This window comes from Streptomyces sp. NPDC091289 (genome assembly GCF_044757365.1).
Taxonomy (GTDB): domain Bacteria; phylum Actinomycetota; class Actinomycetes; order Streptomycetales; family Streptomycetaceae; genus Streptomyces.
On sequence record NZ_JBIVUT010000011.1, the window covers coordinates 226408 to 250602 of the forward strand.

Annotated in this window: 22 protein-coding genes and 1 pseudogene; 3 read left to right on the forward strand and 20 right to left on the reverse strand. The window is 69.9% G+C overall.

Annotation, left to right across the window (positions count from 1 at the left end; translation table 11 throughout):
- Window positions 1–40: 40 nt before the first annotated feature.
- Window positions 41–835 (forward strand): annotated as a pseudogene (locus ACIQPT_RS17135) (Scr1 family TA system antitoxin-like transcriptional regulator); the annotation flags it as partial.
- 41 nt (window positions 836–876) lie between these two features.
- Complete coding sequence (locus tag ACIQPT_RS17140) at window positions 877–1089, forward strand: DUF397 domain-containing protein (RefSeq protein ID WP_146065871.1); 213 nt, start codon at window positions 877–879, stop codon at window positions 1087–1089.
- A gap of 60 nt (window positions 1090–1149) precedes the next feature.
- Here ACIQPT_RS17140 and ACIQPT_RS17145 read toward each other — a convergent pair whose 3' ends face one another.
- A complete protein-coding gene (locus ACIQPT_RS17145) occupies window positions 1150–1392 on the reverse strand; it encodes a hypothetical protein (protein WP_093441505.1) in 243 nt (80 codons plus the stop codon).
- 191 nt (window positions 1393–1583) lie between these two features.
- Here ACIQPT_RS17145 and ACIQPT_RS17150 point away from each other — a divergent pair, with 191 nt between their 5' ends.
- Window positions 1584–2537: an ornithine cyclodeaminase family protein gene (locus ACIQPT_RS17150; protein WP_401156729.1), complete on the forward strand. Its 954-nt coding sequence runs from the start codon at window positions 1584–1586 to the stop codon at window positions 2535–2537.
- Window positions 2538–2626: 89 nt separating this feature from the next.
- Here ACIQPT_RS17150 and ACIQPT_RS17155 read toward each other — a convergent pair whose 3' ends face one another.
- The 19 genes from ACIQPT_RS17155 to ACIQPT_RS17245 form a co-directional block, all read right to left on the reverse strand.
- A complete protein-coding gene (locus ACIQPT_RS17155) occupies window positions 2627–2860 on the reverse strand; it encodes a hypothetical protein (RefSeq protein ID WP_401156655.1) in 234 nt (77 codons plus the stop codon).
- A gap of 84 nt (window positions 2861–2944) precedes the next feature.
- Entirely contained in the window at window positions 2945–4342 is a 1398-nt protein-coding gene (locus tag ACIQPT_RS17160) for a hypothetical protein (RefSeq protein ID WP_401156656.1), read from the reverse strand.
- Window positions 4343–4400: 58 nt separating this feature from the next.
- Window positions 4401–7508, reverse strand: coding sequence for a glycoside hydrolase family 3 protein (locus tag ACIQPT_RS17165; RefSeq protein ID WP_401156657.1), 3108 nt, complete (start codon window positions 7506–7508; stop codon window positions 4401–4403).
- A gap of 107 nt (window positions 7509–7615) precedes the next feature.
- Window positions 7616–9028 carry a GH1 family beta-glucosidase gene (locus tag ACIQPT_RS17170; protein WP_401156659.1) on the reverse strand — a complete coding sequence of 471 codons (1413 nt, stop codon included), beginning with the start codon at window positions 9026–9028 and terminating at the stop codon, window positions 7616–7618.
- A 49-nt stretch (window positions 9029–9077) separates the two neighbouring features.
- A complete protein-coding gene (locus tag ACIQPT_RS17175; RefSeq protein WP_401156661.1) occupies window positions 9078–10133 on the reverse strand; it encodes an ABC transporter ATP-binding protein in 1056 nt (351 codons plus the stop codon).
- The gene (locus tag ACIQPT_RS17180; RefSeq protein WP_401156663.1) at window positions 10130–11140 is read right to left on the reverse strand and encodes an ABC transporter permease; all 1011 of its coding nucleotides are present in this window, start codon (window positions 11138–11140) and stop codon (window positions 10130–10132) included. Before ACIQPT_RS17180 ends, ACIQPT_RS17175 begins: the two co-directional genes overlap by 4 nt.
- Window positions 11141–11199: 59 nt before the next feature.
- Window positions 11200–12180, reverse strand: coding sequence for an ABC transporter permease (locus ACIQPT_RS17185; protein WP_401156665.1), 981 nt, complete (start codon window positions 12178–12180; stop codon window positions 11200–11202).
- Window positions 12177–13334 carry an ABC transporter ATP-binding protein gene (locus ACIQPT_RS17190; protein WP_401156666.1) on the reverse strand — a complete coding sequence of 386 codons (1158 nt, stop codon included), beginning with the start codon at window positions 13332–13334 and terminating at the stop codon, window positions 12177–12179. Before ACIQPT_RS17190 ends, ACIQPT_RS17185 begins: the two co-directional genes overlap by 4 nt.
- A gap of 40 nt (window positions 13335–13374) precedes the next feature.
- A complete protein-coding gene (locus ACIQPT_RS17195) occupies window positions 13375–15054 on the reverse strand; it encodes an ABC transporter substrate-binding protein (RefSeq protein ID WP_401156668.1) in 1680 nt (559 codons plus the stop codon).
- A gap of 90 nt (window positions 15055–15144) precedes the next feature.
- A complete protein-coding gene (locus tag ACIQPT_RS17200; protein WP_401156670.1) occupies window positions 15145–16119 on the reverse strand; it encodes a LacI family DNA-binding transcriptional regulator in 975 nt (324 codons plus the stop codon).
- A 315-nt stretch (window positions 16120–16434) separates the two neighbouring features.
- On the reverse strand, window positions 16435–18048 hold the full coding sequence (gene cimA / locus ACIQPT_RS17205) for a citramalate synthase (RefSeq protein ID WP_401156671.1): 1614 nt from the start codon (window positions 18046–18048) through the stop codon (window positions 16435–16437).
- A gap of 313 nt (window positions 18049–18361) precedes the next feature.
- Window positions 18362–18973 carry a TetR/AcrR family transcriptional regulator gene (locus ACIQPT_RS17210; RefSeq protein ID WP_401156673.1) on the reverse strand — a complete coding sequence of 204 codons (612 nt, stop codon included), beginning with the start codon at window positions 18971–18973 and terminating at the stop codon, window positions 18362–18364.
- A 58-nt stretch (window positions 18974–19031) separates the two neighbouring features.
- Window positions 19032–20063 (reverse strand): agmatine/peptidylarginine deiminase, encoded by a 1032-nt coding sequence (locus tag ACIQPT_RS17215; protein WP_401156675.1) that lies wholly within the window; start codon window positions 20061–20063, stop codon window positions 19032–19034.
- A gap of 105 nt (window positions 20064–20168) precedes the next feature.
- Window positions 20169–20855, reverse strand: a complete 687-nt coding sequence (locus tag ACIQPT_RS17220) for a contact-dependent growth inhibition system immunity protein (protein ID WP_401156676.1) — start codon at window positions 20853–20855, stop codon at window positions 20169–20171.
- 11 nt (window positions 20856–20866) lie between these two features.
- On the reverse strand, window positions 20867–21166 hold the full coding sequence (locus ACIQPT_RS17225) for an RNase A-like domain-containing protein (protein WP_401156677.1): 300 nt from the start codon (window positions 21164–21166) through the stop codon (window positions 20867–20869).
- A 26-nt stretch (window positions 21167–21192) separates the two neighbouring features.
- Complete coding sequence (locus ACIQPT_RS17230; RefSeq protein ID WP_401156679.1) at window positions 21193–21777, reverse strand: hypothetical protein; 585 nt, start codon at window positions 21775–21777, stop codon at window positions 21193–21195.
- Between the two features lie 11 nt (window positions 21778–21788).
- Window positions 21789–23471, reverse strand: coding sequence for an RNase A-like domain-containing protein (locus tag ACIQPT_RS17235; RefSeq protein WP_401156681.1), 1683 nt, complete (start codon window positions 23469–23471; stop codon window positions 21789–21791).
- Window positions 23471–23776 carry a WXG100 family type VII secretion target gene (locus ACIQPT_RS17240; protein ID WP_384479499.1) on the reverse strand — a complete coding sequence of 102 codons (306 nt, stop codon included), beginning with the start codon at window positions 23774–23776 and terminating at the stop codon, window positions 23471–23473. The genes ACIQPT_RS17235 and ACIQPT_RS17240 overlap by 1 nt, the downstream gene beginning before the upstream one ends.
- Before the next feature lie 27 nt (window positions 23777–23803).
- Window positions 23804–24103, reverse strand: coding sequence for a WXG100 family type VII secretion target (locus ACIQPT_RS17245; protein WP_401156682.1), 300 nt, complete (start codon window positions 24101–24103; stop codon window positions 23804–23806).
- Window positions 24104–24195: the final 92 nt, after the last annotated feature.

Consider the following 24195-nt stretch of genomic DNA (forward strand, 5'->3'; position numbering starts at 1 on the left):
GACGGGTTGACAGCGGGACCGGAACGGGGAGAGCCAGGTCATGCAACCGGGAAAGCAGAGCGGCATCAGGCGAGTTACTTCGTGGCAATTGGTCGGGGCGCAGCTGCGCCACTTCCGCAAACTCGCCGGGCTGACACAGGCCGCCCTCGCCGAGCAGCTCGGGGTGGGCGAGGACACCATCGCTTCGATCGAGCAGGGGCGTCGGGCTCTTCAGCTGGACCTGGCCATCCAGCTCGATGAACTACTGGAAACCAAGGGCGCGTTACGGGTCGCGGTGGAGCGGATCCCGCGGAAGGAGCGCTATCAGGCGCTGGTCAAGGACTTCGTCCAGTACGAGCAGAACGCGGCGAGCCTGCTCTGGTACGAGACCCAGCTCGTTCCGGGGCTGCTGCAGACCGAGGCGTACGCGCGCTTCATCTTCGGCTGCGCCTACCCACCGATCGAAGAGGAGGAGATTGAGAAGCGGGTGACGGACCGGCTCGGCCGCCAGAAGATCCTGGAGCGCAAGCCCCGGCCGATCCTCCACTTCATCCTGGAGGAGAGCATCCTGCACACCGAGATGGGCGATCCCGACGTGATGCGGGAGCAGCTTCTTCATCTGCGGCGCTGCATGGATCTGCCGTTCGTCACCATTCAGATCATGCCCCGCAACACCCCCCGGCACGCCGGGCTCTCAGGGCCGCTCATCCTGCTGGAGACGCCCGAACACGACGGGCTCGCCTACGTCGACGGCCAGCTGCGTGGAGAGCTGTACGACGAACCCGCCGACGTCAGCGCTCTTATGCAGAGGTATGGGATGCTGCGTTCCCAGGCGCTCACCGTCGCGGAGAGCACCCGGCTACTGGACGCACTGCTTGACGCACTGCTTGGAGAGACATGTCCCGCGCAGCACACCCCGCCCCCGGTCCGACGGCCCTCCACTGGTTCAAGTCCAGCTACAGCAACGGTGACGGCGGAGCCTGCGTCGAAGTCGCCGCCCACCCCGCCGCCGTCCACATCCGCGACTCCAAGGTGACCGACGGTCCCGTCCTCACCGTCGAGCCCGCCGCCTGGAGCGCCTTCGTCCACGGCAGCAGCGCCGCCCTCTGAGCGCCCGGCACCGCCCCGGCCGCCGCCGCGGCCGGGGCGGTTCGCTGTCCGCCCGCTACCTCAGTAGCGCACCCACAGCTCGTACACGCCCGGCTTGCCCGCGAACGGGTTGCAGATGAAGACGCGGCTCCACAGGGCGTTGTCGGCGCCGGCGTTCCCCACCGCCTGGCACTCCGCCAGGCTGGCGTGGTGGCTGCGGAGCCAGAAGCCGGGGCCCGTGGCGGAGGCGGTCGAGGCGGTGCCGAGGAGCATCGCTCCGGCGGTCGCCACGGTCACCGCGAGAGCGGCAATACGTCTGCGCATGTCGGTAACTCCGTTTTCAGTCAACGCACATGACTGTGCGTCAGTGAATGAATGAGTCGAGCCGATCCGAACAGCGCGCGCCGCCAGGAGAAAGCTAGCGAGCCGGACACGCCCGCACAATAGGTCTGGACCAATAAGGCATTGCATATGCCCCATGGCCGTAAACCTGTGTCATGAGCGAAGGTGGCCGGGTGACTCTCCTGCTGACCCGTTCCCAGATCACCGACCTGCTCGACCCCGACACCGTGATGAACGGGCTTCGCGCAGGCTTCACCGCGCCCGCTCCGGACGTCCGGCCGTTGCGGGTACGCACGGATCTTCCCGGCCCGGGTACGGCGACAGCGCTTCTGCCCGGGTTGATCGACGGCATCCCGGCCTACACGGTGAAGGTCAACGCGAAGTTTCCCGATGCGGTTCCCGCGCTGCGGGGCCTCGTCTGTCTGCACGACCTGGCGGACGGGGAGTTGCTGGCCGTACTGGACTCGGCCTCGGTCACCGCTTGGCGCACCGGACTGGCCGCGGCTGTGGCGACCCACGTCCTCGCCGACGCGCATGCCGAATCGGTGAGCGTCGTCGGCGCGGGGGCCCAGGCCCGCATGGTGCTGCGGGGGCTCGTCCGACTGCGCACGGTGTCCCGGCTGACCGTGTGCGACACCGATCCCGCGCGGGCGGCCGCGTTCGCCGCCGAGCACGAACAGCTCCTGGGGATTCCGGTCGAGACGGTCACCGAGCCACGGCACGCCGCCGCACGCGGGGACATCGTCGTCCTCGCGACCTGGTCACGCAGCCCTCTGCTCTACGCCGCTGATCTGCTCCCGGGCCTGCACGTCACCACGCTCGGCGCCGATGAACCCGGCAAGGTCGAACTCTCCGCCGACGCCCTGCGACGGGCCCGCACCGTGGTCGACGATCTCCGACTCGCCGTCTCCATGGGCGCTCTCGGCAACAGCGGGCTGGACGCCGACGCGGCTCACGCCACCCTCGGGCAGGTGCTCGGCGGGGAGCGGTCCGGGCGCGAGACGAGCGACCAGATCACCGTCTACGCGCCCGTCGGGCTGCCCTGGCAGGATCTGGCCCTGGCCTGGCCCGTCTACCGGGCCGCCGCCGGAGAGGGCTCCTGCCCACGGGTCGACTTTCTGGCCTGACCGCGACGGGTGACGGGTGACGGGTGACGGTTCGGACGCAGGAACGGCCCACCGGGGCTTCCCGGTGGGCCGTTCCTGTGCGTGTCGCCTCAGCTGAACCGGGCGTCCTCCACGGTGCTGGTGACCGTGCCGGCGGTGGAGGTGGTCGCCCCCGCCGCGCCGTCGACCAGCTTGCCGAGGTCGCCGACGTCGTCCAGCGCGCCGAGGCTGACGGGCGGTTCGGCGGCGTGCGCGGTGTCGCCGCCTCCCGGGGGCGGGCTGATCGCGGCGATGACCGCTCCGGCGGCGAGAGTGACAACGGCAAGTACGCTTCGCTTCTTCATGCCGGGTTCAACGGTTCGTCCCTCGGAAAGGGCACGCCCGTTTTCGGCCCACGGTCCGCACGGGTCCCCACGCGCGGGCGGGCCTCAGAAGCCGCCGCCGTCGAACCCGCCGCCCCCGAAGCCTCCGCCGTCGCCGAAGCCACCGCCGCCGAAGCCCGAGGAGTCGAAGTCGGAGCCGGAGAAGTCGCCGCCGCCCCATTCGCCGCCCGCGCCGCCGCCGAAATCACCGCCGCCGTACTCGGAGGCGTACGCCGGGGTGGCGAGCATCGAGCCGAGCATGGTGCCGACCAGGAGGCCGGGGAGCAGGCCGCCGCCGAAGTAGCCGCCGGCCCAGGGGCCGTACGCCGGGCCCGCCTCCCAGTACGGGCGGCGGTTGCCGTCGCCCACGTCGACCGTGCGGCTCATCGGGTCCTCGCCCCGGCTGAGCCGGATCTCGTCCGCGCCGCAGACCGGGACCTCGCGGGCCGCGCCGCCGGACGGGGTCCACAGGACCTCCGTGACCGCGGGGCCGTGGCGCGGGTCGAAGAAGCACGGCGGGAGGCGGGCCGGTATCTCCGCGCCGGTGCGGCGGGCCTCCAGGACCGCGAGGGAGTAGCGGCCGTCCTCCAGGGACTGGGTGACTCCGCGGACGTCCGAGGGGTGGGTGGCCTTGTCCATCTTCGTCTTGGCGCTCTCGTAGGAGTCCAGGGCGCGTTCGTAGTCGCCGCGCATGGTGTCGTCCGCGCCCGGTTCGGCGGGGTGGAAGTCCAGGCGTTCCAGGGTTTCGCCGTACGCGGTGATGTCCTCGTCGACGACGACCCGGAGCTTGTCGAGCGCGATGCGCTCCTCTTCCTCCGTGCGGCGCTTGTTGCGGCGGGAGATCGCGTACGCGCCCGCGCCGCCCGCCGCGACCAGCACGCCGAGCGTGATCAGGCCGCCGACCGGGGCTCCGGGCTCGTCCGCCGCGCCTCCGCCGCCGGACCAGGAGGCGGGGGCGGTGCCCCGGGCCTGTTCGACGGCGCGGTCGACGAAGGCGTTGAGCTGGGAGGTCGCGTCGGTGGCGGTGGCCGGGTTCTCCACCGATGCGGTGAGGTTGTCGACCGCGCGGGTCGGCATGACCTGCGGGTCCGCGCCCGCGTCGAAGCCGTCGCCGAGCCGTATCGCGTAGACGCCGGTGATGCCGGTGTCGCTGCGCAGGGTCTGGAGGAGGCCTTCCTCGGGGAAGGCCGGGGTATCGGGGAGGACGGCCACGAACACCGGCTTGTCGGCGTCCGTGATCTTGTTCTCCAGGGCCTTCTCGTCAGCGACGGAGAGCTGATCGCGGGCGCCCGGGTCCACGTACACCGGGTCGTCGCGCAGGGCCTGGGCGGCGTCCTGGATGGTCGCGGCGGGCGCGGCGGGCGCGGCGGGCGCAGCCGACGCGGGGGAGGTCAGGGCGAGAGCCGCCGCTGCGATGATGAGCAGCAGGCCCGCCAGCAGCGCGGGGAAGAGCCTTTTCCTCATACTTCACGCTACTCCAGACGGGCGACGAACGCCGTCGCCCGTCTGGAGCACCGCTCTGCTACGCGGCTCGGTAGGCCGTGCGCAGCTTGGCCACCGCTCCGGTCAGGTCACCGGTGAGCAGCAGGTGGTCCGCCTCCGCGAACGGCCTGGACACCGCCTGGGTGAACTTTCCGCCGATCTTCTGCTGGACCAGCAGCCGGGCCTGGTCCACGATCGCCTTGCCCGCCGAGGTCTTCCCCAGGTGCGCCTTCTCGGCGACCTGGGCGGCCACCGCCAGGGCCGCGAGGGTGAGCTCGCCGCCGGCCGGGGGCTTCTTCAGCGTGGTCAGGCCCCAGCCGTACGGGAACTGCGGGTCGTAGGTCATATCTCCCACGTTGATGGGAAGCTGCGCCTCCGACTTCGGCCAGGTCACCGGGAGCTGTCCGGTGAAGGCACGCCTGCCGTAGATGACGTCGGCCACGCCGTCGCCCTCGGAGCCCGGCAGCCAGGAGGCCACCAGCGCGTTGATCTTCCCCAGCTGGTCCCCGATGAGCTGCGGGCGGCCCGAGACGATCAGGACCGCGCACTTCATGGCCGCGCAGACCTTGTCGACCGCTGCCTTGTCCGCGGCCGTCAGCTCCAGGTCGTGGCCGTTGCCCACGTCGCCGATGCCTTCGGCGTACGGGGTCTCCCCGACGACCACCACACCGACGTCGTACCCGTCCGTGGTGGCGGACGCGTCCTGCGAGAACGTCACGGACTCCGGGGTCTTCGCCGCCTTCTTCATGCCCTCCAGGATCGTCGTGCCCGTGGTGGTCTTCCCGGAAGAGCCCTGCCAGCTGATGGTCCAGCCGCCGGCCTGGTTGCCGATGTCGTCGGCGTTGGACCCGGCGACGTACACCTTCTGGTTCGGCTTGAGCGGGAGGACTCCTCCCTCGTTCTTCAGGAGCACCTGCGACTTCGCCGCCGCCTCACGGGCCACCGCGCGGTGCTCGGCCGAGCCGACCTTGTCGAGGTGGGTGGTGTCCGCGTACGGCTTCTCGAAGAGGCCTAGGCGGAACTTCTGGGTGAGGATGCGGGCGACCGCGTCGTCGATCCGTGCCTCGCTGATCCGGCCCGCCCCGACCTCGTCCTTCAGCGTCTTCGTGAAGTCCTGGTACGCGGTCGGGACCATGATCATGTCGAGTCCGGCGTTGACCGACGTCCGCACATCGCTCGCGTAGTCGCCGGGGATCTGGTCGATCGCCTGCCAGTCGCTGATGACGAAGCCCTCGAAGCCCATCCGGTCCTTGAGGACGCCGTTTATCATCTCGGCGTTGGCGTGCATCTTCACCGGGCCCTGACCGTCGCCCAGGATGTCGAGCGAGGAGTACGAGGGCATGACCGTGCCGACGCCCCGCTTCACCGACTCGGCGAACGGGGAGAGGTGCACCGCCTCCAGCTCCTCGCGGGTGACCTTGGTGATGCCCTGGTCGATCGTGTACGAGCCGGTGGTGGCGGAGCCGTACTCCGTACCGCCGTCGCCGACGAAGTGCTTGGCGCTGCCGAGGACCTTGTCGTTGCGGTGCAGATCCTTGCCGGACGGGCTGCCCTGCATGCCCTGGATGACCGTCTCCATGGCCTCGACCAGGGCCGGGTCCTCGCCGAAGGCCTCGTAGGACCGGCCCCAGCGTTCGTCGCGGGTGACGCAGACACAGGGGGCGAAGTCCCACGGGACGCCGGTGGCGCGGACTTCCTTCGCGGTGACCGCGCCCGTCTTCTCGGCGCTCTTCGGGTCGCGGCCCGCGCCGAGGCCGATGTTGTGCGGCATGATCGTCGCGCCGACGACGTTGTTGTGCCCGTGCACCGCGTCCACACCGTAGATCAGCGGGATCTGGAAACGGGTGGCCTGCGCGCGCAGTTGATAGGCGTCGACCATCTTGGCCCAGGCCGCTGCCGTGTTGGGGGTGGGGACCGAGCCGCCGCCGGAGAGCAGTGAGCCGAGGTCGTAGGCGGCGATGTCGCCCGGGGTGCGGAGCGCGTTGCGCTCGGCCTGGGTCATCTGGCCGGCCTTCTCGGCCGGTGACATCCGCGCCAACAGGTCCGCCACCCGCTGCTTCACAGGCAACTTCGCGTTCTGGTACGGGAGTCCGTGGGCGTCGATGACGACCTGCGGGTTCTCCGCGGGGGCCTTCGCGCCGGTGACGGTCAGTTCCAGAGGGATCGTCCTCGCCTCGGCCGGCTTCGACGCCTTCGCCGTGCGGACCGTCACCTGGTGCGTGGTGCCGGAGGCGGTGCCCGCGGGGAAGGTGTGGCTGCCGGTGACCGGGGTGTAGTCCTTCCCGGCCACCCCCGTGCCGCCCTTCGTGGCGTACGTGACGGTGACGGGCTCCTCGATGGGGGCGGAGCCGGTGGTGGCGACGGAGAGCGTCAGCTGGGCCGTTTCGCCGTTCTTCACCGGGCGGACGGCAGTGTCCGTGACCACGCTCGCCGTGAGGGCCGGGGTCGCCTTGCCGTACAGCTCGACGGCGTCCAGGGCGAATTCACCGGGGCTGCCGCCGGGCAGGGTGAGGGCGTAGCCCCACATCTCGTTCAGGCCGAGGACCTGGTCGATGCCGCCGACGGGCTGGTAGTCGGCGCGGTAGACGAAGTCCGCGAACGGGATCTCAACCAGGTGCCAGCCCTCCCAGTCATCGGTGAAGGAGGTGGTCCACAGCTCGGACGCGCCGCCGTTCGCACCGCCGTCCTTGATCTCGAAGCTGATCTTCTTGCCGGAGCCGGGTGGCAGTGGCGCGGTGTTCTGGCCGTACCACCAGAAGCGGATGCCCTGGTGGGCGGTCCAGTTCTGCGGCGGGGTGTCCACGGCGAACTCATGGCTGAACCCGCCGTACGCGCTGATGTCGTAGGAGCCTTCGAGGACCTTCTCCCCCTCGGGGGCGTCCGCGCGTTCGGCCAGCTTCAGCCGCGGGTGGTCGTCCGCGTCGCCGCCCCAGGTGAAGATCGCGTCGGCGGGCGGCTGACCGCCGAGCGGCACCTCTCCCTCGAAGCGGTCGACGAGGACGGGGGCCGGGTCGTCGGCCGCCGCCGCGGGGCCGGTGGCCGAGCCGGCGAGGAGCGTGGCCAGCACGGCAGCGGCGGCGAGGGCGGCCGTCGCGGGTCTGGCTCTGCCCTTACGGGGGCGGGGGCCGGGGTGCGGGGTGCGGGGCATCTGAGAGCGCTCCCATATATCGGGGCCGGGGTCGGGTATATCGGAGTCGAGGTCGGGGTTGCCGAACGTACAGGTGGGTCAGGGGTGTTGGCGGTGGTGCTGGTGCGCTACGCGGTGTCGTCGCGGGTGAGACGTATCGTGTCGCGGTACCACTTGGCGCTGTCCTTGAGCGTGCGGACCTGGGTGTCGTAGTCGACGCGGACGATGCCGAACCGCTTGTCGTAGCCGTACGCCCACTCGAAGTTGTCCATCAGCGACCAGGCGAAGTAGCCCCGGACGTCGGCCCCTTGCGCGCGGGCGGCGACGACGGCGTCGATGTGGTCGGCGAGGTAGGCCGTGCGGTCGGCGTCGGGGACCGAGCCGTCGGCGGCGACGGTGTCGTCGAAGGCCGCGCCGTTCTCCGTGACGACGGTCGGGAGCGCGTAGTCGCGCTGCAGCCGCACGAGCAGGTCGGTGAGTTCGGTGGGCGTGATCTCCCAGTCCATCGCGGTACGGGGCAGGTCGCGCTCCACGACGCGGGTGACGGGCAGGCCGTCGGCGTCGGTGGGTGATCCGTCCTCGGTGACGCCGGAGAACTGCATGCCCCGGTAGAAGTTGACGCCGAGGACGTCGAGCGGGGCGGCGATGGCGGCCAGGTCGCCTTCCCTGACCGGGAGTTCGATGTGCTGGGCGGCGAGGTCGGCGACGATGTCCTCGGGGTAGCGGCCGTGGACGAGCGGGTCGAGGTAGAGCCGGGTGCCCATGCCGTCGGCGCGGCGGCTCGCCTCGCGGTCGGCCTCGCTGTCGGTCTCGGGGGTGGCGGTGCCGAGGTTCAGGGTGATGCCGAGTTCCAGCGGGTCGGCCCCGGCCGCGTCCCGCAGCGCACCGGCGGCGAGGCCGTGGCCCAGGAGCAGGTGGTGGACGGCGGCCATGGCGTCGCCCAGGTCGCGGCGGCCGGGGGCGTGCAGTCCGTAGGCGTAGCCGAGCATCGCCGAGCACCAGGGCTCGTTCAGCGTCGTCCAGTGCTCGACGCGGTCGCCGAGGGCCTCGTACGCGAGGGCGGCGTACTCCGCGAAGCGCAGGGCGGTGTCGCGTGCGGGCCAGCCGCCCGCGTCCTCCAGCTCCTGGGGCAGGTCCCAGTGGTAGAGGGTGATCCAGGGGGTGACGCCGCGGCCCTGGAGCTCGTCGACCAGCCGCTTGTAGAAGTCGAGGCCCTTCGCGTTCGCCGGGCCCCGGCCGCCGGGCTGGATGCGGGGCCAGGCGAGCGAGAAGCGGTACGTGTCGACGCCGAGGCCCGCGATCAGCTCCACGTCCTGGGGCATCCGGTGGTAGTGGTCGCAGGCCACATCGCCGTGCTCGCCGCCCTCGACGGCCCCGGGCACCCGGCAGAAGGTGTCCCAGATGGACGGGGTGCGGCCGTCCTCGGCGGCGGCTCCCTCGATCTGGTACGAGGAGGTGGCGACGCCCCAGCGGAAGTCGGCCGGGAGTCCTCGTACCGGGGCGGGACGGAGGAGTCGCTGCGGGGTGGGGGCGAGGTTCATCGGGCTCCGTAGGCGTAGAGGCGTAGGCGTACGTGGGCGGGGCGGATGGTCAGCGGGCGGGTCCCGGCGTCACCTGGCCCGGGACGCCCGACTGTCCGGGCCGAGGTGCCCCGTGGCCGGGTACGTGCAGGTGGCAGGCGACCGCGCGGCCGGGTTCGTCAGTGGGCGGGGCCAGCACCGGGACCTCGGCGGAGCACGGTGCGAAGGCCTTGCCACAGCGCGGGTGGAAGGCGCAGCCGGTGGGCATCGCGGAGAGGTGGGGCGGGGAGCCGGGGATGCCGGTCAGTTCGCGGCGGGGGCCGTGGAGCGCGGGGAAGGAGTGCAGGAGCCCGTCGCTGTAGGGGTGGCGGGGGTCGCGGTAGATCTCCGCCGCACCCGCTTCCTCCACGATGCGGCCCCCGTACATGATCGCGATCCGGTCCGAGAATTCGATCAGGAGGGAGATGTCGTGGGTGATGAACACGACCGAGAAGTTCAGCCGTTCCCTCAACTGGACGAGCCGTCGCAGGATCTGCCGCTGCATGACGACGTCGAGCGCGGTGGTCGGCTCGTCCATGATGACGATCTCGGGTTCCAGGGCGAGCGCCATGGCGATCATCACGCGCTGCCGCATCCCGCCGGAGAGCTGGTGCGGGTAGGCGGCGAGCCGGTCGGCGGAGATGCCGACGAGGCTGAGCAACTCCTTGGCCCGGTCGGTCCGTTGGCGCTTCTTCAGCTCGGGGCGGTGGGCGGCGAGGACGTCGGTGAGCTGGCTGTGGACGGTGTGCACCGGGTTGAGGGAGTTCATCGCCCCCTGGAAGACGATGGACAGCTCCTGCCAGCGGAAGGCGCGCAGCTGGTGCGGTTCGAGGGAGAGGATGTCGACCCGGTCGCCGCCGGGCCGGTGGTAGTGGACCTCTCCCCCGGTGATGACGCCGGGCGGGGACAGCAGCCGGGTCACCGCGTAGGCGAGGGTGGACTTGCCGGAGCCCGACTCGCCCGCGAGGCCGAGGACTTCGCCGCGGTGGAGGGTGAGGTCGATGTCGCGCAGGGCGTGGACGGCGTTGGCGTCGGTGCCGTAGTCGACGTTGAGTCCGCTGATGGTCAGGACCGGCTCGGCGCTCATGGGCGCGGCTCCTTGATGGTGTTCCGACGAGGTCCGGGGGCGTCGCCGGTGGACTTCCGGGCTACGGGGGTGAAGCCGACGCGCATCTTGACCTTCCGGGAGGATCCGGTGGCGGTGCGCAGGCGGGGGTTGACGAACTCGTCGATGCCGAAGTTGATGAGGGCGAGCGCGGTGCCCAGCAGGGCGATGCAGAGGCCGGCCGGGACGAACCACCACCAGGCTCCCTGGGCGAGGGCTTGGTTGGACTGGGCCCAGAAGAGCACGGTGCCCCAGTTCCAGTGGGAGATGTCGGCGACGCCGATGAAGGCGAGGGTGATCTCGGTGAGGACCGCGAAGATGACCGTGCCGACGAAGCCGGAGGCGATGACGGCGGTGAGGTTCGGCAGGATCTCGAAGAGGATGATCCGCGGGGTCGATTCGCCGGTGGCGCGGGCGGCCTCGACGTAGTCGCGGCGGCGCAGTGACAGGGTCTGGGCGCGCAGGATCCTGGACCCCCAGGCCCAGGAGGTCAGGGCGATGGCGACGGCGATGACGATGTCGCCGGTGTCGGGGACGAAGCTCGCGACGATGATGATCAGCGGGAGTCCGGGCAGCACCAGGAAGATGTTGGAGAGCGCGGAGAGGATCTCGTCGACGGCCCCGCCGAGGAATCCGGCGCTGACGCCGATCAGGACGGACAGGACGGTCGCGATGACGGCGGCGAGGAGTCCGACGACGAGGACGCCGCGGGTGCCGACGAGGATCTGCGAGAAGACGTCCTGCCCGGTGTGCGTGGTGCCGAACCAGTGGTCGCCGGAGGGCGGCTGGAGCAGCTGGTCGCTCATGGCGTCGGGGTCGTACGGGGCGAGCCACGGTCCGGCGATGGCCAGCAGGACGAAGAACGCCAGCAGGATCAGGCCGGTGCGGGTCTTCCCGCCGCGCAGGAACCGGAGCCGGGCGCGGCGGGTGGGGGCCGCTGGTGCGGGTGCGCCGTCGAGGACGGCGACGTCGGTGGCGGTGATGGACATGGGGCCTCAGCCCTTCCGGGTACGGGATCGGGCGGCGTGAACGGCGGGGGCGGGCACGGTCACGCCTCCTTCCGGGTACGGGGGTCGAGGGCGGCGTAGACGAGGTCGGCCAGCAGGTTCGCGGCGAGGACGGAGAGCGTGATCACCAGGAAGACGCCCTGCATCAGGGGGTAGTCCTTGCCGCCGACCGCCTGGAGCAGCTGGAAGCCGATGCCCGGGTAGGTGAAAACCATCTCGACGAGCAGGGTGCCGCCGACGATGAAGCCGAGGGAGAGGGCGAAGCCGGAGATGTTGGGGAGCACCGCGTTGCGGGCCGCGTAGCCGAACATCACGCGCCGCTCGGACAGGCCCTTGGCCTGCGCCACCATCACGTAGTCCTCGGAGGAGACGGTGACCATCATGTTGCGCATGCCGAGGATCCAGCCGGCCACGGCGCTGAGGACAATCGTCACGCCGGGCAGGACCGCGTGGTAGAGGGCGCTGGAGATGAACGGCCAGTCGAAGGCCGGGACGAGCGCGTTGTCGTAGCCGCCGGAGTTCGGGAACAGCGACCACTTCTCGGCGAACAGGGCGATGGCGACGAGGCCGAGCCAGAAGTACGGGATGGAGGAGATGAAGGTGGTGACCGGCAGCAGGCTGTCCAGCCAGGAGCCGCGCTTCCAGCCGCTGTAGACGCCGATGCCGGTGCCGAGCACGAAGCTGATCAGGGTGGTCGTGCCGACCAGGGCCAGCGTCCAGGGCAGGGACTGGCCGATGACCTCGCTGACCGGGGTGGGGAAGAAGGTGAAGGAGAGGCCGAGGTCGCCGTCGAGGAGGTGGGCCCAGTAGTCGGTGTACTGCTGCCACATCGACTGCTGTTCGTCGAGGCCGAAGAGGGCCTTGAGGGAGTCGATGGCCTTGGTGTCGAGCTGTCCCTGGTAGCGGCTGAGGAGGGCCTGGACGGGGTCGCCGGGCATGAGCCGGGGGATGAGGAAGTTGATGGTGATGGCGGCCCACGCGGTGACGGTGTAGAAGGCGAGGCGCTGGAGGATGTACTTCACCGGGTGGCCTCCTTCGCGGCGGTGCCGTTGACGCCCTCGTACGTCCGTGTGCCCGTGCCCTCGTACGTCCGTGTGCCCGTGCCCTCGTACAGCCAGCAGGCCGCCCACTGCCCGTCGGGCAGGTCGAAGCGCGGCGGGAGTTCGGTGCGGCAGCGTTCCATCGCCTTGGGGCAGCGGGGGTGGAAGCGGCAGCCGGCGGGCGGGGTGATCAGCGAGGGCGGCTCGCCCGTGCCGGTCTCCTCCTGTTCCTCCTCGGCGACGATGCGGTCCGGGTCGGGCGCGGAGGCGATGAGGAGCTGGGTGTAGGGGTGGGCGGGGTGCTGGGTGACGGTCTCGCTGTCGCCGCCCTCGACGATGCGGCCCGCGTACATCACGAGGGTGGTGTCGGCGAAGTAGCGGGCGGAGGCGATGTCGTGGGTGATGTAGAGGATCGCCAGGTGGAGGCGTTCCTTGAGGTCGCGGAGCAGGTTGAGGACGCCGAGCCGGATCGATACGTCGAGCATGGAGACGGGTTCGTCGGCGAGGAGGACCTGCGGGTCCGCGCCGAGCGCCCGGGCGATGGCGACGCGCTGGCGCTGCCCGCCGGAGAGCTCGTGCGGGAACTTGTCCAGGAACTGCTGGGGCGGGGTCAGCTGGACCCGGTTCAGCAGGGCGGCCAGGTTCTCCTCCAGCTCCGCCTCCCCGTTGCCCGCCCGGCCGTGGATCTTCAGGGCGCGGGTGAGGTGGTAACGCACGGTGTGCACCGGGTTCAGCGAGGCGAAGGGGTCCTGGAAGATCAGCTGGACCCGGCGTACGTAACGGCGGAAGGACCGGCCACGACCGGCGACCACCGGCGCCCCGCCCAGCCGTATCTCGCCCGAGGTGAGCGGATGGAGCTGGGCCAGCAGGCGGGCGACGGTGGACTTGCCCGAGCCGGACTCCCCCACCAGGGCCGTGACGGTGCCGCGTCTCAGCCGGAGCGAGACGTCGTCGACGGCGTGGACGCTGCGGCGCTCGCGGGCGAACAGGTCGCGGGCGGTGCGGCGCAGGGGAAAGTGTTTGGTGACTCCGCGCGCTTCGAGCACCACATCGGTGCCGGTCGGCGCGTGCCCGGAGCCGGACGTCGCGTTCTCGGCGCCGGTCCGCGCGTGCTCGGGCTGATCGCTGATGGTCATGGCCGGTTCTTCCCGTCCTTCTTCCCGTCTTTCCCCGTGCCTACTTGGAGGCGGGCTTGAGGTTGAGCACGATCTCCAGCGCGGTGGGCTGGGTGTGCTGCGGCGGGGCGTACGGGTTGGCCTCGGTGGGCCAGCCGATCCAGTTCTTCGTGGAGTACTCGGCTCCGATGGGCGCGGCGGCCGTCGGGATGACGGGCGCCTCCTCGACGAAGATCTTCTGGATGGTGTTCAGGGCCTTGGTGCGGGCCGCGTCGCCGGTGGCGTTGGCGTACTCCTTGAGCGCGGCGGTGGCCTCGGGGCTCTTGAAGCGCCCGAAGTTGCCCTGCTGGGAGCTCTTGCCGATGGGCTGGAGGATCGCCCCGTCCATGATGTTCTGGTACATGTCGTAGGGGGTCGCGCCGCTGTTGGTCCAGTGCAGGGTGGCGTCGAAGTTGCCGTTGGCGACGTCCGCGCCCCAGGCCTCGGCGGTCTGCGTCTTGACCTTCGCGTCGATGCCGAGTTCCTTGATGTTGTCCTTGATGATCGCGAGCCCGGTGATGTAGTCGTTCCAGCCGGCCGGGTCGGTGAAGGTCAGCTTCACGGGCTTGCCGGACGGGTCCTTCAGCACACCGCCGCTGAGGGTGAACCCGGCCTCGCTGAGCACCTTCTTGGCTCCGGCGACGTCGGGCTTGGTGGTGGCGTCCTGGTATTCGGGCGCGAGGAAGGGCTCGCCGGCGGGCAGCGGGATGCCGGTCGGGTTGGTGATCTCCGGGTAGAGCGTGGCCTGGGCCTGGATGTGGATGGCCTTGCGGTCGACGACCATCGCCATCGCCTTGCGCAGCGCCGGGTTGTCGAAGGGCTTGCGGGCGGTGTTGAACCACAGGCCGTGGATGCCGAGGCCGGAGGGGAACCAGAGCTGGTGGTTCTTGGGGTCCTTGTCGATGAACAGCTGCTTGTGGTTCGGCATGAAGACGAAGGACCACTCGACCTTGCCGGTGGCCAGCGCGGTGGTGGCGGCGCTGTTGTCGTTGTACGCGGTGTAGCGCAGCTCCTTGACCTTGGGTGCGCCGTTCCAGTAGCTCGGCGTGGCGGTCAGGGTGGTGGTCTGCGGGGTGAACGTCTTGAGCTTGTACGGTCCGGAGCCGACCGGGGTGCGGTTGGGCCAGGTCTCCGGGTTCTTGACCTTCTCCCAGATGTGCTTGGGCACGATGAAGGTCTGGATGATCTTGTTCTGGTTGACGAACTGGGACTCCTTGAAGGTCAGGACGACCTTCCCGTCCTCGACCGCGATCCCGTCGAAGGGGATGCCGTTCCAGTTCAGCGCCGAGTGCTTCTTCAGAAGCTTGAAGGTGAACTCCACGTCGGCGGCGGTCAGCGGCTTGCCGTCGGCCCACTTCGCCTTCTCGTCCAGGGTGAAGGTGACCTTGGTGAAGTTGTCCTCCCAGGCCCATTCGCTGGCGAGCCAGGGGTCGGCCTTCTCGGTGGGCTTGATCATGTTCGTCATGGCCAGCGGCTCGTAGATCATGTAGCGGTAGCCGAGGACCGCGCCCGCCGAGGTGTTGAGGAACGGGTTGCTGTTGTTCGTCTGCGGTCCGTCCGGCTTGCCCAGGGTCAGTACGCCGGTGGCGGCGCCGCCCCCCTTGTTGGCGCCCGAGTTGGCGTTCGAGCAACCGGCGGCGAGCGCCACCACGACGGTGGCTGCGGCGACCGCTCTGAGGGTGGTGCGACGGCGTACGGACATGGCGACTCCAGGAAGGGGCTGCCGGGTCGGAGAGATCCCGGCGGGCGGAAGGTGCGAAGAGAGCGGGGCGCGGCCGTGCGGCCGGGTCCGTCACGGCGCCGAGTGGCGCACGACCAGTTCGGTGGGCAGCACGGCCGGTCCGTCCGGTACGGGCGTGCCGCCGAGGTGGGAGAGCAGCATCCGGGCCGCCGTCTCGCCCATCCGGCGGGTGGGCTGGCGCACGGTGGTCAGGGGCGGTTCGGTGTGTTCGGCCATCGGGATGTCGTCGAAGCCGACGACGGCGATGTCGTCCGGGACCCGGCGTCCGGCGGCCCGCAGGGCGCGGAGCACGCCGGCCGCGCTGATGTCGTTGTGCGCGAAGACGGAGTCGAACGCGACGCCGCGCGCGAGGAGTTCCTCGACGGCGAGCCGGCCGCCGCGTTCGGTGAAGTCGCCTTCGACGACCAGCTCGGTGGGCAGGACCGAACGGAATCCGGCTGTCCGGTCCCGTACGCAGCCGAAGTTCTGGGGGCCGGTCAGGATCAGGGGCCGGGAGCGTCCGGCGGCGCGCAGGTGGCGGGCCGCGGACGCGCCTCCCTCGTGGTTGGTGGTCACGACGGAGGGGAATTCGGGGTGGTGGCCGCGATCGTCGATGAGCACGATCGGCAGGCCGTCGCGGTGCAGTTCGGTGAGGTGGCCGAGGGTGTTCTCGGGCTCCACGACGACGAGCCCGTCGAAGGCGCGCGCGGACACCTGGCTGGTGAAGCGCTGGACGGATTCGGCCCCGCGGTTGCAGGTGAAGAGCAGCAGCCCGTAGTCGGCGGCCTCGACGGTGTCGACGACGCCCTGGAGCAGTTCGCCCATCCACGGCCAGGTCAGCGAGGGCACGAGCATGCCGACCGTACGGCTGGAGCCACGGGCGAGACCGACGGCTCCGGAGCTGGGTACGTAGCCGAGCTGTGCGATCACTTCACGAACGCGGGCGGCCGTGGAGCGGTCCACCTCGCCCTTGGTGTTGATGACCCGCGACACGGTCGTCTTGCTGACGCCGGCCTCACGGGCGACATCGGCGATGGTGACGCGCATCTGGGCCTCCGTTGGACCAGGCAGGGGCAGGACGGGGTGGTAAAGGGAGGTACGGGGAGGTATGGCAGGTACGGGGCAGGGCGGGGCGGGGCGAAGGGCATGCCGGGAGACGCGTCCGGTACCGGTTCCGGAACCGGTACCGGCGTTGCGGCAGGAGTTAACCCCGCCGACTCAGGGCCGTCAATACTTCACGTCGAGATTGGTCCGGACCCATCTGCTGACCAGGCAGGGCGCGTTGTGCGTTCACCTCTTGAACGCACGGGAGCCGCCGTCCCGACCTGCGGACGGCGGCTCCCGTGGGTGGGACGGGTCGCGCTACTCCGTGGGCTCCACGCCCGCGCGCAGCAGTCCGTAGGTGTACGCGTCCTCCAGCGCCTGCCAGGAGGCGGCGATGACGTTCTCGGCGACCCCCACGGTCGCCCAGTCGCCGGTGCCGTCGCCCGTGGTGATGAGCACCCGGGTGGTGGACTCGGTGCCGGTGCGGCCCTCCAGGATGCGGACCTTGTAGTCGACCAGCTCCAGCTTGGCGAGCTGCGGGTAGATCCGCTCCAGGGCGACGCGCAGGGCCCGGTCCAGGGCGTTGACCGGGCCGTTGCCCTCGGCGGTGGCGACGATCCGCTCCCCCTTGGCCCAGAGCTTCACGGTCGCCTCGTTGGCGTGGGTGCCGTCGGGGCGGTCCTCGACGATCGCCCGCCAGGACTCCGTACGGAAGTAGCGCCGGGCCCGGCCCTCGACCTCGCCGCGCAGCAGCAGTTCGAAGGAGGCGTCGGCGGCCTCGTAGGTGTAGCCCTGGAGTTCGCGCTCCTTGACCCGCTCCACGACCCGGCCGACCAGGGCGCGGTCGTCGCCGAGGTCGACGCCGAGCTCCTTGCCCTTCAGCTCGATGGAGGCGCGGCCCGCCATGTCCGAGACCAGCATCCGCATGGTGTTGCCGACCAGCTCGGGGTCGATGTGCTGGTACAGGTCGGGGTCGACCTTGATCGCGGAAGCGTGCAGCCCGGCCTTGTGGGCGAAGGCCGAGACGCCGACGTAGGGCTGGTGGGTGGAGGGGGTGAGGTTGACGACCTCGGCGATGGCGTGCGAGATGCGGGTCATCTCGGCGAGCGCGCCCTCGGGCAGCACCTTCATGCCGTACTTGAGTTCCAGGGCGGCGACGACGGGGAAGAGGTTGGCGTTGCCGACCCGCTCGCCGTAGCCGTTGGCCGTGCACTGGACGTGGGTGGCGCCGGCGTCCACGGCGGCCAGGGTGTTGGCGACGGCGCAGCCGGTGTCGTCCTGGGCGTGGATGCCGAGCCGGGCGCCGGTGTCGGCGAGGACGGTGGAGACGACGGCCTGGACCTGGGCGGGGAGCATGCCGCCGTTGGTGTCGCAGAGGATGACGACCTCGGCGCCCGCCTCGTACGCGGTGCGGACCACGGACTTGGCGTACTCGGCGTTGGCGCGGTAGCCGTCGAAGAAGTGCTCGCAATCCACGAAGACGCGGCGGCCCTGTTCGCGCAGGTGGGAGACGGTGTCGCGGACCATCTCCAGGTTCTCGTCCAGGGTGGTGCGCAGGGCCAGTTCGACATGGCGGTCGTGCGCCTTGGCCACCAGGGTGATCACCGGGGCGCCGGAGGTCAGGAGCGCCTTGACCTGGGGGTCGTCGGCCGCGCTGCCGCCGGCCCTGCGGGTCGCGCCGAACGCCACGAGCTGGGCGTTCTCGAACGTGATCTCCTGCTGGGCGCGGGCGAAGAACTCCGTGTCGCGCGGGTTGGCCCCCGGCCAGCCGCCCTCGATGTACCCCACACCGAAGGTGTCCAGATGACGGGCGATGGTCAGCTTGTCGGCGACCGTCAGGTTGATGCCCTCACGCTGAGCACCGTCGCGCAGTGTGGTGTCGAAGACATGGAAACTGTCGTCGGTGGCGGTGGCCGTGGCCTTGGTGGTCATGCTGATCTGACTCCTGTCGGATGAGTGGATCCGGACGATCGGCTTCCACTTGCCCCCATCATCCCGCGCACTCCGCTCCGGCCCGGATGCGGGCCGGAAAACGAAAAAACCCCTCGCGGGTGCGAGAGGTCTGCGCGCGGGTCTGGGGCACGATGGCCGCGCCGTACATGGTGGTACGGGACGGTCACTGCGGACCGGCGCGCCTGCTGCCAATAATCATGACGAACGAGGACACGGCAGAAGTCTCGCACAGTGACGCGTCCGTGACGCCGGTGTCTCAGGATGCGGTCGTGACGCTGGTCGCATCGTTCGGTCAGGACCCCGGCGTCAGTGTCTCGTCCAGGAACTCCGCCGCCTGGGCGAGCACCTGCTCGCGGCCCGTCCCCGGGATCCCGACCGTCACATGGATGCTGAACCCGTCGAGCAGCGCCCGCAGCCGGGTCGCGAACCGGTCGGCGTCCACCGGCCGGAACTCCCCGCGCGAAACCCCCTCGGCGAGCAGGGCCACCAGGTCCCGGTGCCAGGCGCCCTCGATGGCGGCCTGCCGGGCACGGGCGTCGTCGTCGGCGTCCTGCGAGCGGCCCCAGACCTCCAGCCAGAGCGTCCAGTGGGGGTCGCGGTGCCCGGCGGGGAGGTAGAGATCGATGTACGTGTCCAGCCGCTCGCGGGCGGCGCCCGGTCCGACGAGGAGGGCACGGCGCTCGGCCCCGAGGCGGTTCTCGCTCCACTCCAGGGTCTGGAGCAGCAGTTCGTCCTTGGTGCGGAAGTAGTAGAGCAGGTGCCCGCTGCTCATCCCCACCTCCCGCCCGAGCCCGGCCATGGTCAGCCCGTCGAGCCCGCGCTCGGCGATGGTGGCCATGGCGGCGGCGAGGACGTCCTCACGGGGCGGGGCGGCGTGGTGGGTGCGGCGGGGGGCGGGGGTCATGGGTTCGCTCGTACCTTCGACTGCTGCTGGGTGTCAGATCTTCGACGGCTGCTGGGTGTCAGATCTTCGGCTGCTGCTGGGTGATGCAGTGGATGCCTCCACCGCCGGCGAAGATCGTACGGGCGTCGACGAGGGACACCGTACGGTCCGGGAACAGGCCCCGGAAGATCGCGGCGGCCTCCTCGTCGCGCGGGTCGTCGAAGGCGCAGAGGACCACGCCGTCGTTGCAGAGGTAGTGGTTGATGTAGGAGTAGTCGACCCACTCCCCGTCCTCGTCGCGCAGCACGGTGGGCGCGGGCACCTCGACGACCTCCAGCGGGCGCCCCTTGGCGTCCGTGGCGGCCCGCAGCACGGCCAGCAGCTCCCGGGTGACCTCGTGGTCGGGGTGGGCCGGGTCGGGCTGGACGTGGGCGACGACGGTGCCCGGGCGGACGAAGGCGGCGACGATGTCGACATGGCCGAGCGTGCCGTACGTCCCGTAGTCGCCGGTCAGCCCGCGCGGCAGCCAGATGGCCTTCTCGGTGCCGAGGCGGGCGTGGATCTCCGCCTCCACCTGCTCCTTGCTCCAGCCGGGGTTGCGTTCCTTGCCGAGCTGGACGGTCTCGGTGAGCAGGACGGTGCCTTCGCCGTCGACGTGTATCGCGCCGCCCTCATTGACGAGCGGGGAGGAGTGCACGGGGGTCCCGGTCAGCTCGGCGACGGCCCGGGCGATGTGCTGGTCGCTCTCCCAGCGGGCCCAGCCCTGGGCGCCCCAGCCGTTGAACGTCCAGTCGACGGCGGCCAGCGTGCGGCCGTCGGTGACGAAGGTGGGCCCGATGTCCCGCATCCAGGCGTCGTCGAGCGGCCGCACGACCAGCTCGACGTCCGGCCCGAGCAGCGCCGCGGCCCCGTCCTCCTGCCCCGGCCCCACGACCACCGTGACCGGCTCGAAGCGGCGCACGGCCCGGGCGACGGCGGCCCAGGCGCGGCGGGCCTCGTCCAGCTCGGCGTCGGAGGCGAAGGTGGGGTTGGGCCCGGGCCAGGCCATCCAGGTGCGCTCGTGGGGGGCCCACTCGGGGGGCATGCGGAAGGGGGTGGGGGTGGCGGGCATGAGGGCTCCTGGGACGGCTACTTTAGAATGCCACTCTAACCGTGCTGGGAGCCTTGTGGGGAAGTCGGTCACGCCGTTTTCGAGCAGCACTCCATTCGGCCGGAGTCACTCGTCTCCTCGGTCGTACTCGGCGCGGGGCCCGGCCAGGAGCCCGGCGACGACGGCCAGCCAGCCGCTCGCCGTGTACGGGGCAGGAGGCTCGATCTCCATGCCCAGCTCGGCAACGGCAACGGCGTAGTCGACCTCTTCCAGGCCGAGAGCGAGCAGCTCGGCCACCTCTCCGGCGAGGCGCGCCAGGACAGTCGGAGCGACCGACCCCGTGTAGTCACGTACGGCGGAGGTGTGATCCTCGAACTCATCGGGCATGTCCTGCGAGAACCAGCCGCCCAGGAACTGGTGAAGTTCGGGAAAGCGGGCGCGCCACTCCCAGTGGGTCTCGGGCACTGCCACCGGTGGCGGGACGCGGCCCTCCTCGACGCTCTGTTTGATGTGGTCGGCGAGTTGCAGCAGCCACCGCTGGATCCCGTCCTCCGGAAGACCGATGTCGGGAACGGGGTAGAACTCTCCGAGGCGGTGCCTCAACCGGCCGGGCGGATTCTGGGCATAGGTACGGAGCTGTTGCTCGGCGATCGACAGGGCCCAGGGGCGGGTGTGCCAGGTGTGGCGCAGGTAGGCGGTGAGGGCCCGGCTGATCCGGTCGGGGGTGTCGTCGGCAGTGAGGCCGGCGTACGCGTCCATCACTTGGTCGAGCTCGCCGTAGCGGCGGTCGAAATCCAGAGGCTTCATGGGCATGGCTGGTGCCTCTACAAATAGATCGGGAATGTGGCGTGCACGACGAAGCCGAGCGGGCTCGTGGGCTCCCGCCGAAGCACCACCCGCGCCGCACGCACGTCCACGGCTCCACGCCCGGCCAGCGCCATGGCCTGGATGAGGACACGGCCGACCGGCTCGTCGCGGGAAGGCCAGGAGGCTTCGAGGGTCAGGCGTGGACGCGTACCTTGCGCCAGCCAGCGGTGGATGGCCTGCTCGTTGCGGGTGACGACTTGCTGGGCGGCCCACTGGGCGGTTTCCCGGTCGGGATAGGTGGCGGATCTGGTGAGCATGAAACCTTCCGGTTCGGCGTGGCGGATCAAGTGTTCTGAAAGTTCCAGAAGACGGCGACTTCGTCGTCGTTCACGGCAACCAGTCCGGCGTCCCAGTCGTTGCGACTGAAGGGGGCATGGCCCCAGGAGGACTGTTGGTAGAAATCGGGATGGTCGCCATTCCCACCCAGGTTGGTGTAGAAGCGGGTGCTGGCGGGAAAGCGCGACAGGACCACATCGGCACGCCGTTCCATCTCCGACCTGCGTTCTTCCCAGCCCAGCCTCTTAGGGACGTCCACGCCGCCTGCCGCGATTCCGAGCAGAACGAGAAGCGACCTCACTGAGGAGCGAGGAATCTCCTCCATACGCCTGTTGTAGCGTTCCACATCCGCAGGCGTGGAGGGCACCTCCAACCACGGGAAAAGCGGGTCCTCTCGGCGCTCATCCTCCCCGTCGTTGGGGTCGATGGACTCCCAGCCCCGCGGGTCACGGGTCTCCAGACGCATGATCGATCCCACATCGAGCCACCACTCATCGTGCTCGCGCCGAGCGACACTGACGAATGTGCAGAGCCACTCGTACAGCTTGAGCGCGTCCGACCATGTCGCCGCGTCGAGTCGGCCTGCTTCCATGATTCGCTCCTTCATTCAGGTGCCGAGGTGTAGACGACGAATGGCGGATTCAAATTCGGGTCGTACTTGAGGCGAGTGGTCACACCGAGAGTGTCCTTGGCTGGCGCTACCTCGCCGTTCAAAACCTGCACGGTGCGTCCGGTCACTGAGGAACCGGCGAGAGGGCCCTCGTTCGGGACCGAGCCGACCCTGATGGGCAGGTCCCTCTCGGGCGGTGGGTTCTTGAGCCAGTCCTGGATCTTCGGGGTGTTCTCCCGGATGTTGTACTGAGTGTATTTCTGAGCCGAATCCAGATCGGTAAAGGACGAGGAGGAGAGGATGCCGTACTTCCCATTCTTGCGCTGCTCGTCCTCGATCCGCTGCAACAACTGCTCGTCCGTCTTGCCGACATGCTTGTCGAGGGTGTGAGCGCCGTTGAGCCCCTCATTCGTCGCCAGATCCAGCGAGTACCTGTACGGGAACGGGCTCTCGCCGCCGATCTGCCAGCTGTGTTCCTTCTTGAACTCGTTGAGCGAGCGAGCACCGAATCCCTGCGCACGGGCAATCTCCGCCCGGTAGGTCGGAGCGCTCTTGATAGCGATGTCGAGTTCCGGGACGAGCGCCTTGAGCTTTCCCGCAGCCTCGGTGAATTCCTGGTGATAGGTTTCGACGGCCGCATCACAGCCCGACTTGTCCATATGAGACCGGAAGGTGACCACGATCCGGCCGACGACGCCACCGACCGCCAGCTTGGTCAGGTTCGACAGACTCAGATCGGTGAGGTCCGAGGCGGTGGCCTTCGCCGCGTTGATCCCGGCCTGGCTGGTGAACTTGGTGGTCTTCTCCCCGACGTCCGAGACATGCTCCAGCACATCCGCGATCTCGTCCGCCGTCTTCTTCAGAACGTCGACGATCGGGCGCCGCCTGGCCGGCGCGAGGTCGCTGGTGGTCCGCCACTCGCGACCCGTCGGGCTCCGCTTACCTTTCGCGTCCAGTTGCCGACCCCAAGTCGTCGTGCCCCAGATCGTCTGACCGAAGCTCCGCATGGCCGCCTGCCACTCCCCCTTGTCCTTCGGGTCGGTGATCCCGGCGATGGCGGCGTTGAAGTCGTCCGAGGCCTTGGCGGCGCCGGAACCGAGCTTCCTCCACGCCTTGGCCATGTCCCGGGTCTCCTCCTCCTTGATGCCGGGAGTGATCTCGTGGACCTTGCCGAGGCGCAGACCATGCTCGATGGCGGGTCGGATGACGTCCGCGAGGAAGTCGGGAAATTCACCGACGACGCCGGAGATCCACCAGGAATCGACATCTTCACCGGTACCCGACCACTTGATCGGGTTGACCGGGCCGTAGCGCGGAGGCTTGTCGATGACCACCGGCTCCGGCTTGCGGGCCGGCTGGGCGCCCTTGGCGCCGCCGGCCTCCCATTCGGCCAGCACGTAGTGGTTGGCCGTGTGGTTAAGGCCGACGGAAGCGCCTCCGACGCTGACCACGCTGCGGCCCCACACTTCGAGGAACTTCGCGGAGACCACCGCGTAGGCGTCCGCGCCGCGCCCCGTACCGGCGGACTGGTTGTACTTGTTCAATACGTCGACGAGGACGAACGCACGCTCTGCGTGGGCGAACTGGGCTTCCTTCACCAGTTCGGCCGCATGGTGGACATGCACCGGCTGAACGTCGAAGCCGCCGTTCGCCGCAGGAGAAGGCGGCGCACTCATCAGGCAGCCCCCCACCCGCGCAGCACGGCCCGGTGCGCGGCGGCATAGGTGATGCCGCCGTTCACGACGATGTCGTGCAGCCATGCCTGGGTGGCTTGGAGGTCCTGTGCGGAGTGGTCCCACTTGTCGAGCTCGTCGACGAAAGTCTGTCGTGCCTCGCCGTCCCAAGTGAGCACGGTCTTGGCGACGCGCCGGTAAAGCAGGTCCAGTTGTTCGTTGAGCGTCTTGAGGATCTCTTCGAGGTCCCCGGCCATACCCTGCAATGTCGCGAAGTCGACTGCTATGTGGTCGTCGCTCGACGGCATGAATCCCCCTGATGGCTCTGGTCCTGTTTACAGGTCTGCGATGCGGCTGCGCGGCCCCGCCTGCGACGTGGGCGCGGTATGGGGTGTGGAGATTGCGTCGACCTCCGCCTCAATGCCGGTGCGGGACTGAAGGCGTCTGAATTCGGCGAGGACTTCGAGCTCCTGGGCCGTGAACCCGTCCTTGCTCAGGCGGACCGCCTTGGCAAGCAGCTCCATCGTCTTCCGGATACGGACGGCGTCCTCGGCCGCGGCCCGGTGCTTGGTCCGGTAGGCCTGAGACGCCGGTCCTTGCCAGCGGGCCTCGATCCCGTCGACGATCCGATCCATACGGAGGAGCTACTTCCGCAGCACTTCCTGCATCGTGTCGAGGTCACCGGCGAGCTTCTCGGCCTCGACCGCCAGGTCGGCGGCGCTCGCCG

What these genes read in the sequence shown, in the direction of transcription:
- ACIQPT_RS17195 (WP_401156668.1), bottom strand. Translation starts at nt 15,054, where the DNA reads ATGTCCGTACGCCGTCGCACCACCCTCAGAGCGGTCGCCGCAGCCACC.
- ACIQPT_RS17220 (WP_401156676.1), bottom strand. Translation starts at nt 20,855, where the DNA reads ATGCCCATGAAGCCTCTGGATTTCGACCGCCGCTACGGCGAGCTCGAC.
- ACIQPT_RS17140 (WP_146065871.1), top strand. Translation starts at nt 877, where the DNA reads ATGTCCCGCGCAGCACACCCCGCCCCCGGTCCGACGGCCCTCCACTGG.
- ACIQPT_RS17215 (WP_401156675.1), bottom strand. Translation starts at nt 20,063, where the DNA reads ATGCCCGCCACCCCCACCCCCTTCCGCATGCCCCCCGAGTGGGCCCCC.
- cimA (WP_401156671.1), bottom strand. Translation starts at nt 18,048, where the DNA reads ATGACCACCAAGGCCACGGCCACCGCCACCGACGACAGTTTCCATGTC.
- ACIQPT_RS17210 (WP_401156673.1), bottom strand. Translation starts at nt 18,973, where the DNA reads ATGACCCCCGCCCCCCGCCGCACCCACCACGCCGCCCCGCCCCGTGAG.
- ACIQPT_RS17165 (WP_401156657.1), bottom strand. Translation starts at nt 7,508, where the DNA reads ATGCCCCGCACCCCGCACCCCGGCCCCCGCCCCCGTAAGGGCAGAGCC.
- ACIQPT_RS17145 (WP_093441505.1), bottom strand. Translation starts at nt 1,392, where the DNA reads ATGCGCAGACGTATTGCCGCTCTCGCGGTGACCGTGGCGACCGCCGGA.
- ACIQPT_RS17180 (WP_401156663.1), bottom strand. Translation starts at nt 11,140, where the DNA reads ATGTCCATCACCGCCACCGACGTCGCCGTCCTCGACGGCGCACCCGCA.
- ACIQPT_RS17245 (WP_401156682.1), bottom strand. Translation starts at nt 24,103, where the DNA reads ATGGATCGGATCGTCGACGGGATCGAGGCCCGCTGGCAAGGACCGGCG.
- ACIQPT_RS17160 (WP_401156656.1), bottom strand. Translation starts at nt 4,342, where the DNA reads ATGAGGAAAAGGCTCTTCCCCGCGCTGCTGGCGGGCCTGCTGCTCATC.
- ACIQPT_RS17240 (WP_384479499.1), bottom strand. Translation starts at nt 23,776, where the DNA reads ATGCCGTCGAGCGACGACCACATAGCAGTCGACTTCGCGACATTGCAG.
- ACIQPT_RS17235 (WP_401156681.1), bottom strand. Translation starts at nt 23,471, where the DNA reads ATGAGTGCGCCGCCTTCTCCTGCGGCGAACGGCGGCTTCGACGTTCAG.
- ACIQPT_RS17170 (WP_401156659.1), bottom strand. Translation starts at nt 9,028, where the DNA reads ATGAACCTCGCCCCCACCCCGCAGCGACTCCTCCGTCCCGCCCCGGTA.
- ACIQPT_RS17225 (WP_401156677.1), bottom strand. Translation starts at nt 21,166, where the DNA reads ATGCTCACCAGATCCGCCACCTATCCCGACCGGGAAACCGCCCAGTGG.
- ACIQPT_RS17155 (WP_401156655.1), bottom strand. Translation starts at nt 2,860, where the DNA reads ATGAAGAAGCGAAGCGTACTTGCCGTTGTCACTCTCGCCGCCGGAGCG.
- ACIQPT_RS17175 (WP_401156661.1), bottom strand. Translation starts at nt 10,133, where the DNA reads ATGAGCGCCGAGCCGGTCCTGACCATCAGCGGACTCAACGTCGACTAC.
- ACIQPT_RS17230 (WP_401156679.1), bottom strand. Translation starts at nt 21,777, where the DNA reads ATGGAAGCAGGCCGACTCGACGCGGCGACATGGTCGGACGCGCTCAAG.
- ACIQPT_RS17200 (WP_401156670.1), bottom strand. Translation starts at nt 16,119, where the DNA reads ATGCGCGTCACCATCGCCGATGTCGCCCGTGAGGCCGGCGTCAGCAAG.
- ACIQPT_RS17190 (WP_401156666.1), bottom strand. Translation starts at nt 13,334, where the DNA reads ATGACCATCAGCGATCAGCCCGAGCACGCGCGGACCGGCGCCGAGAAC.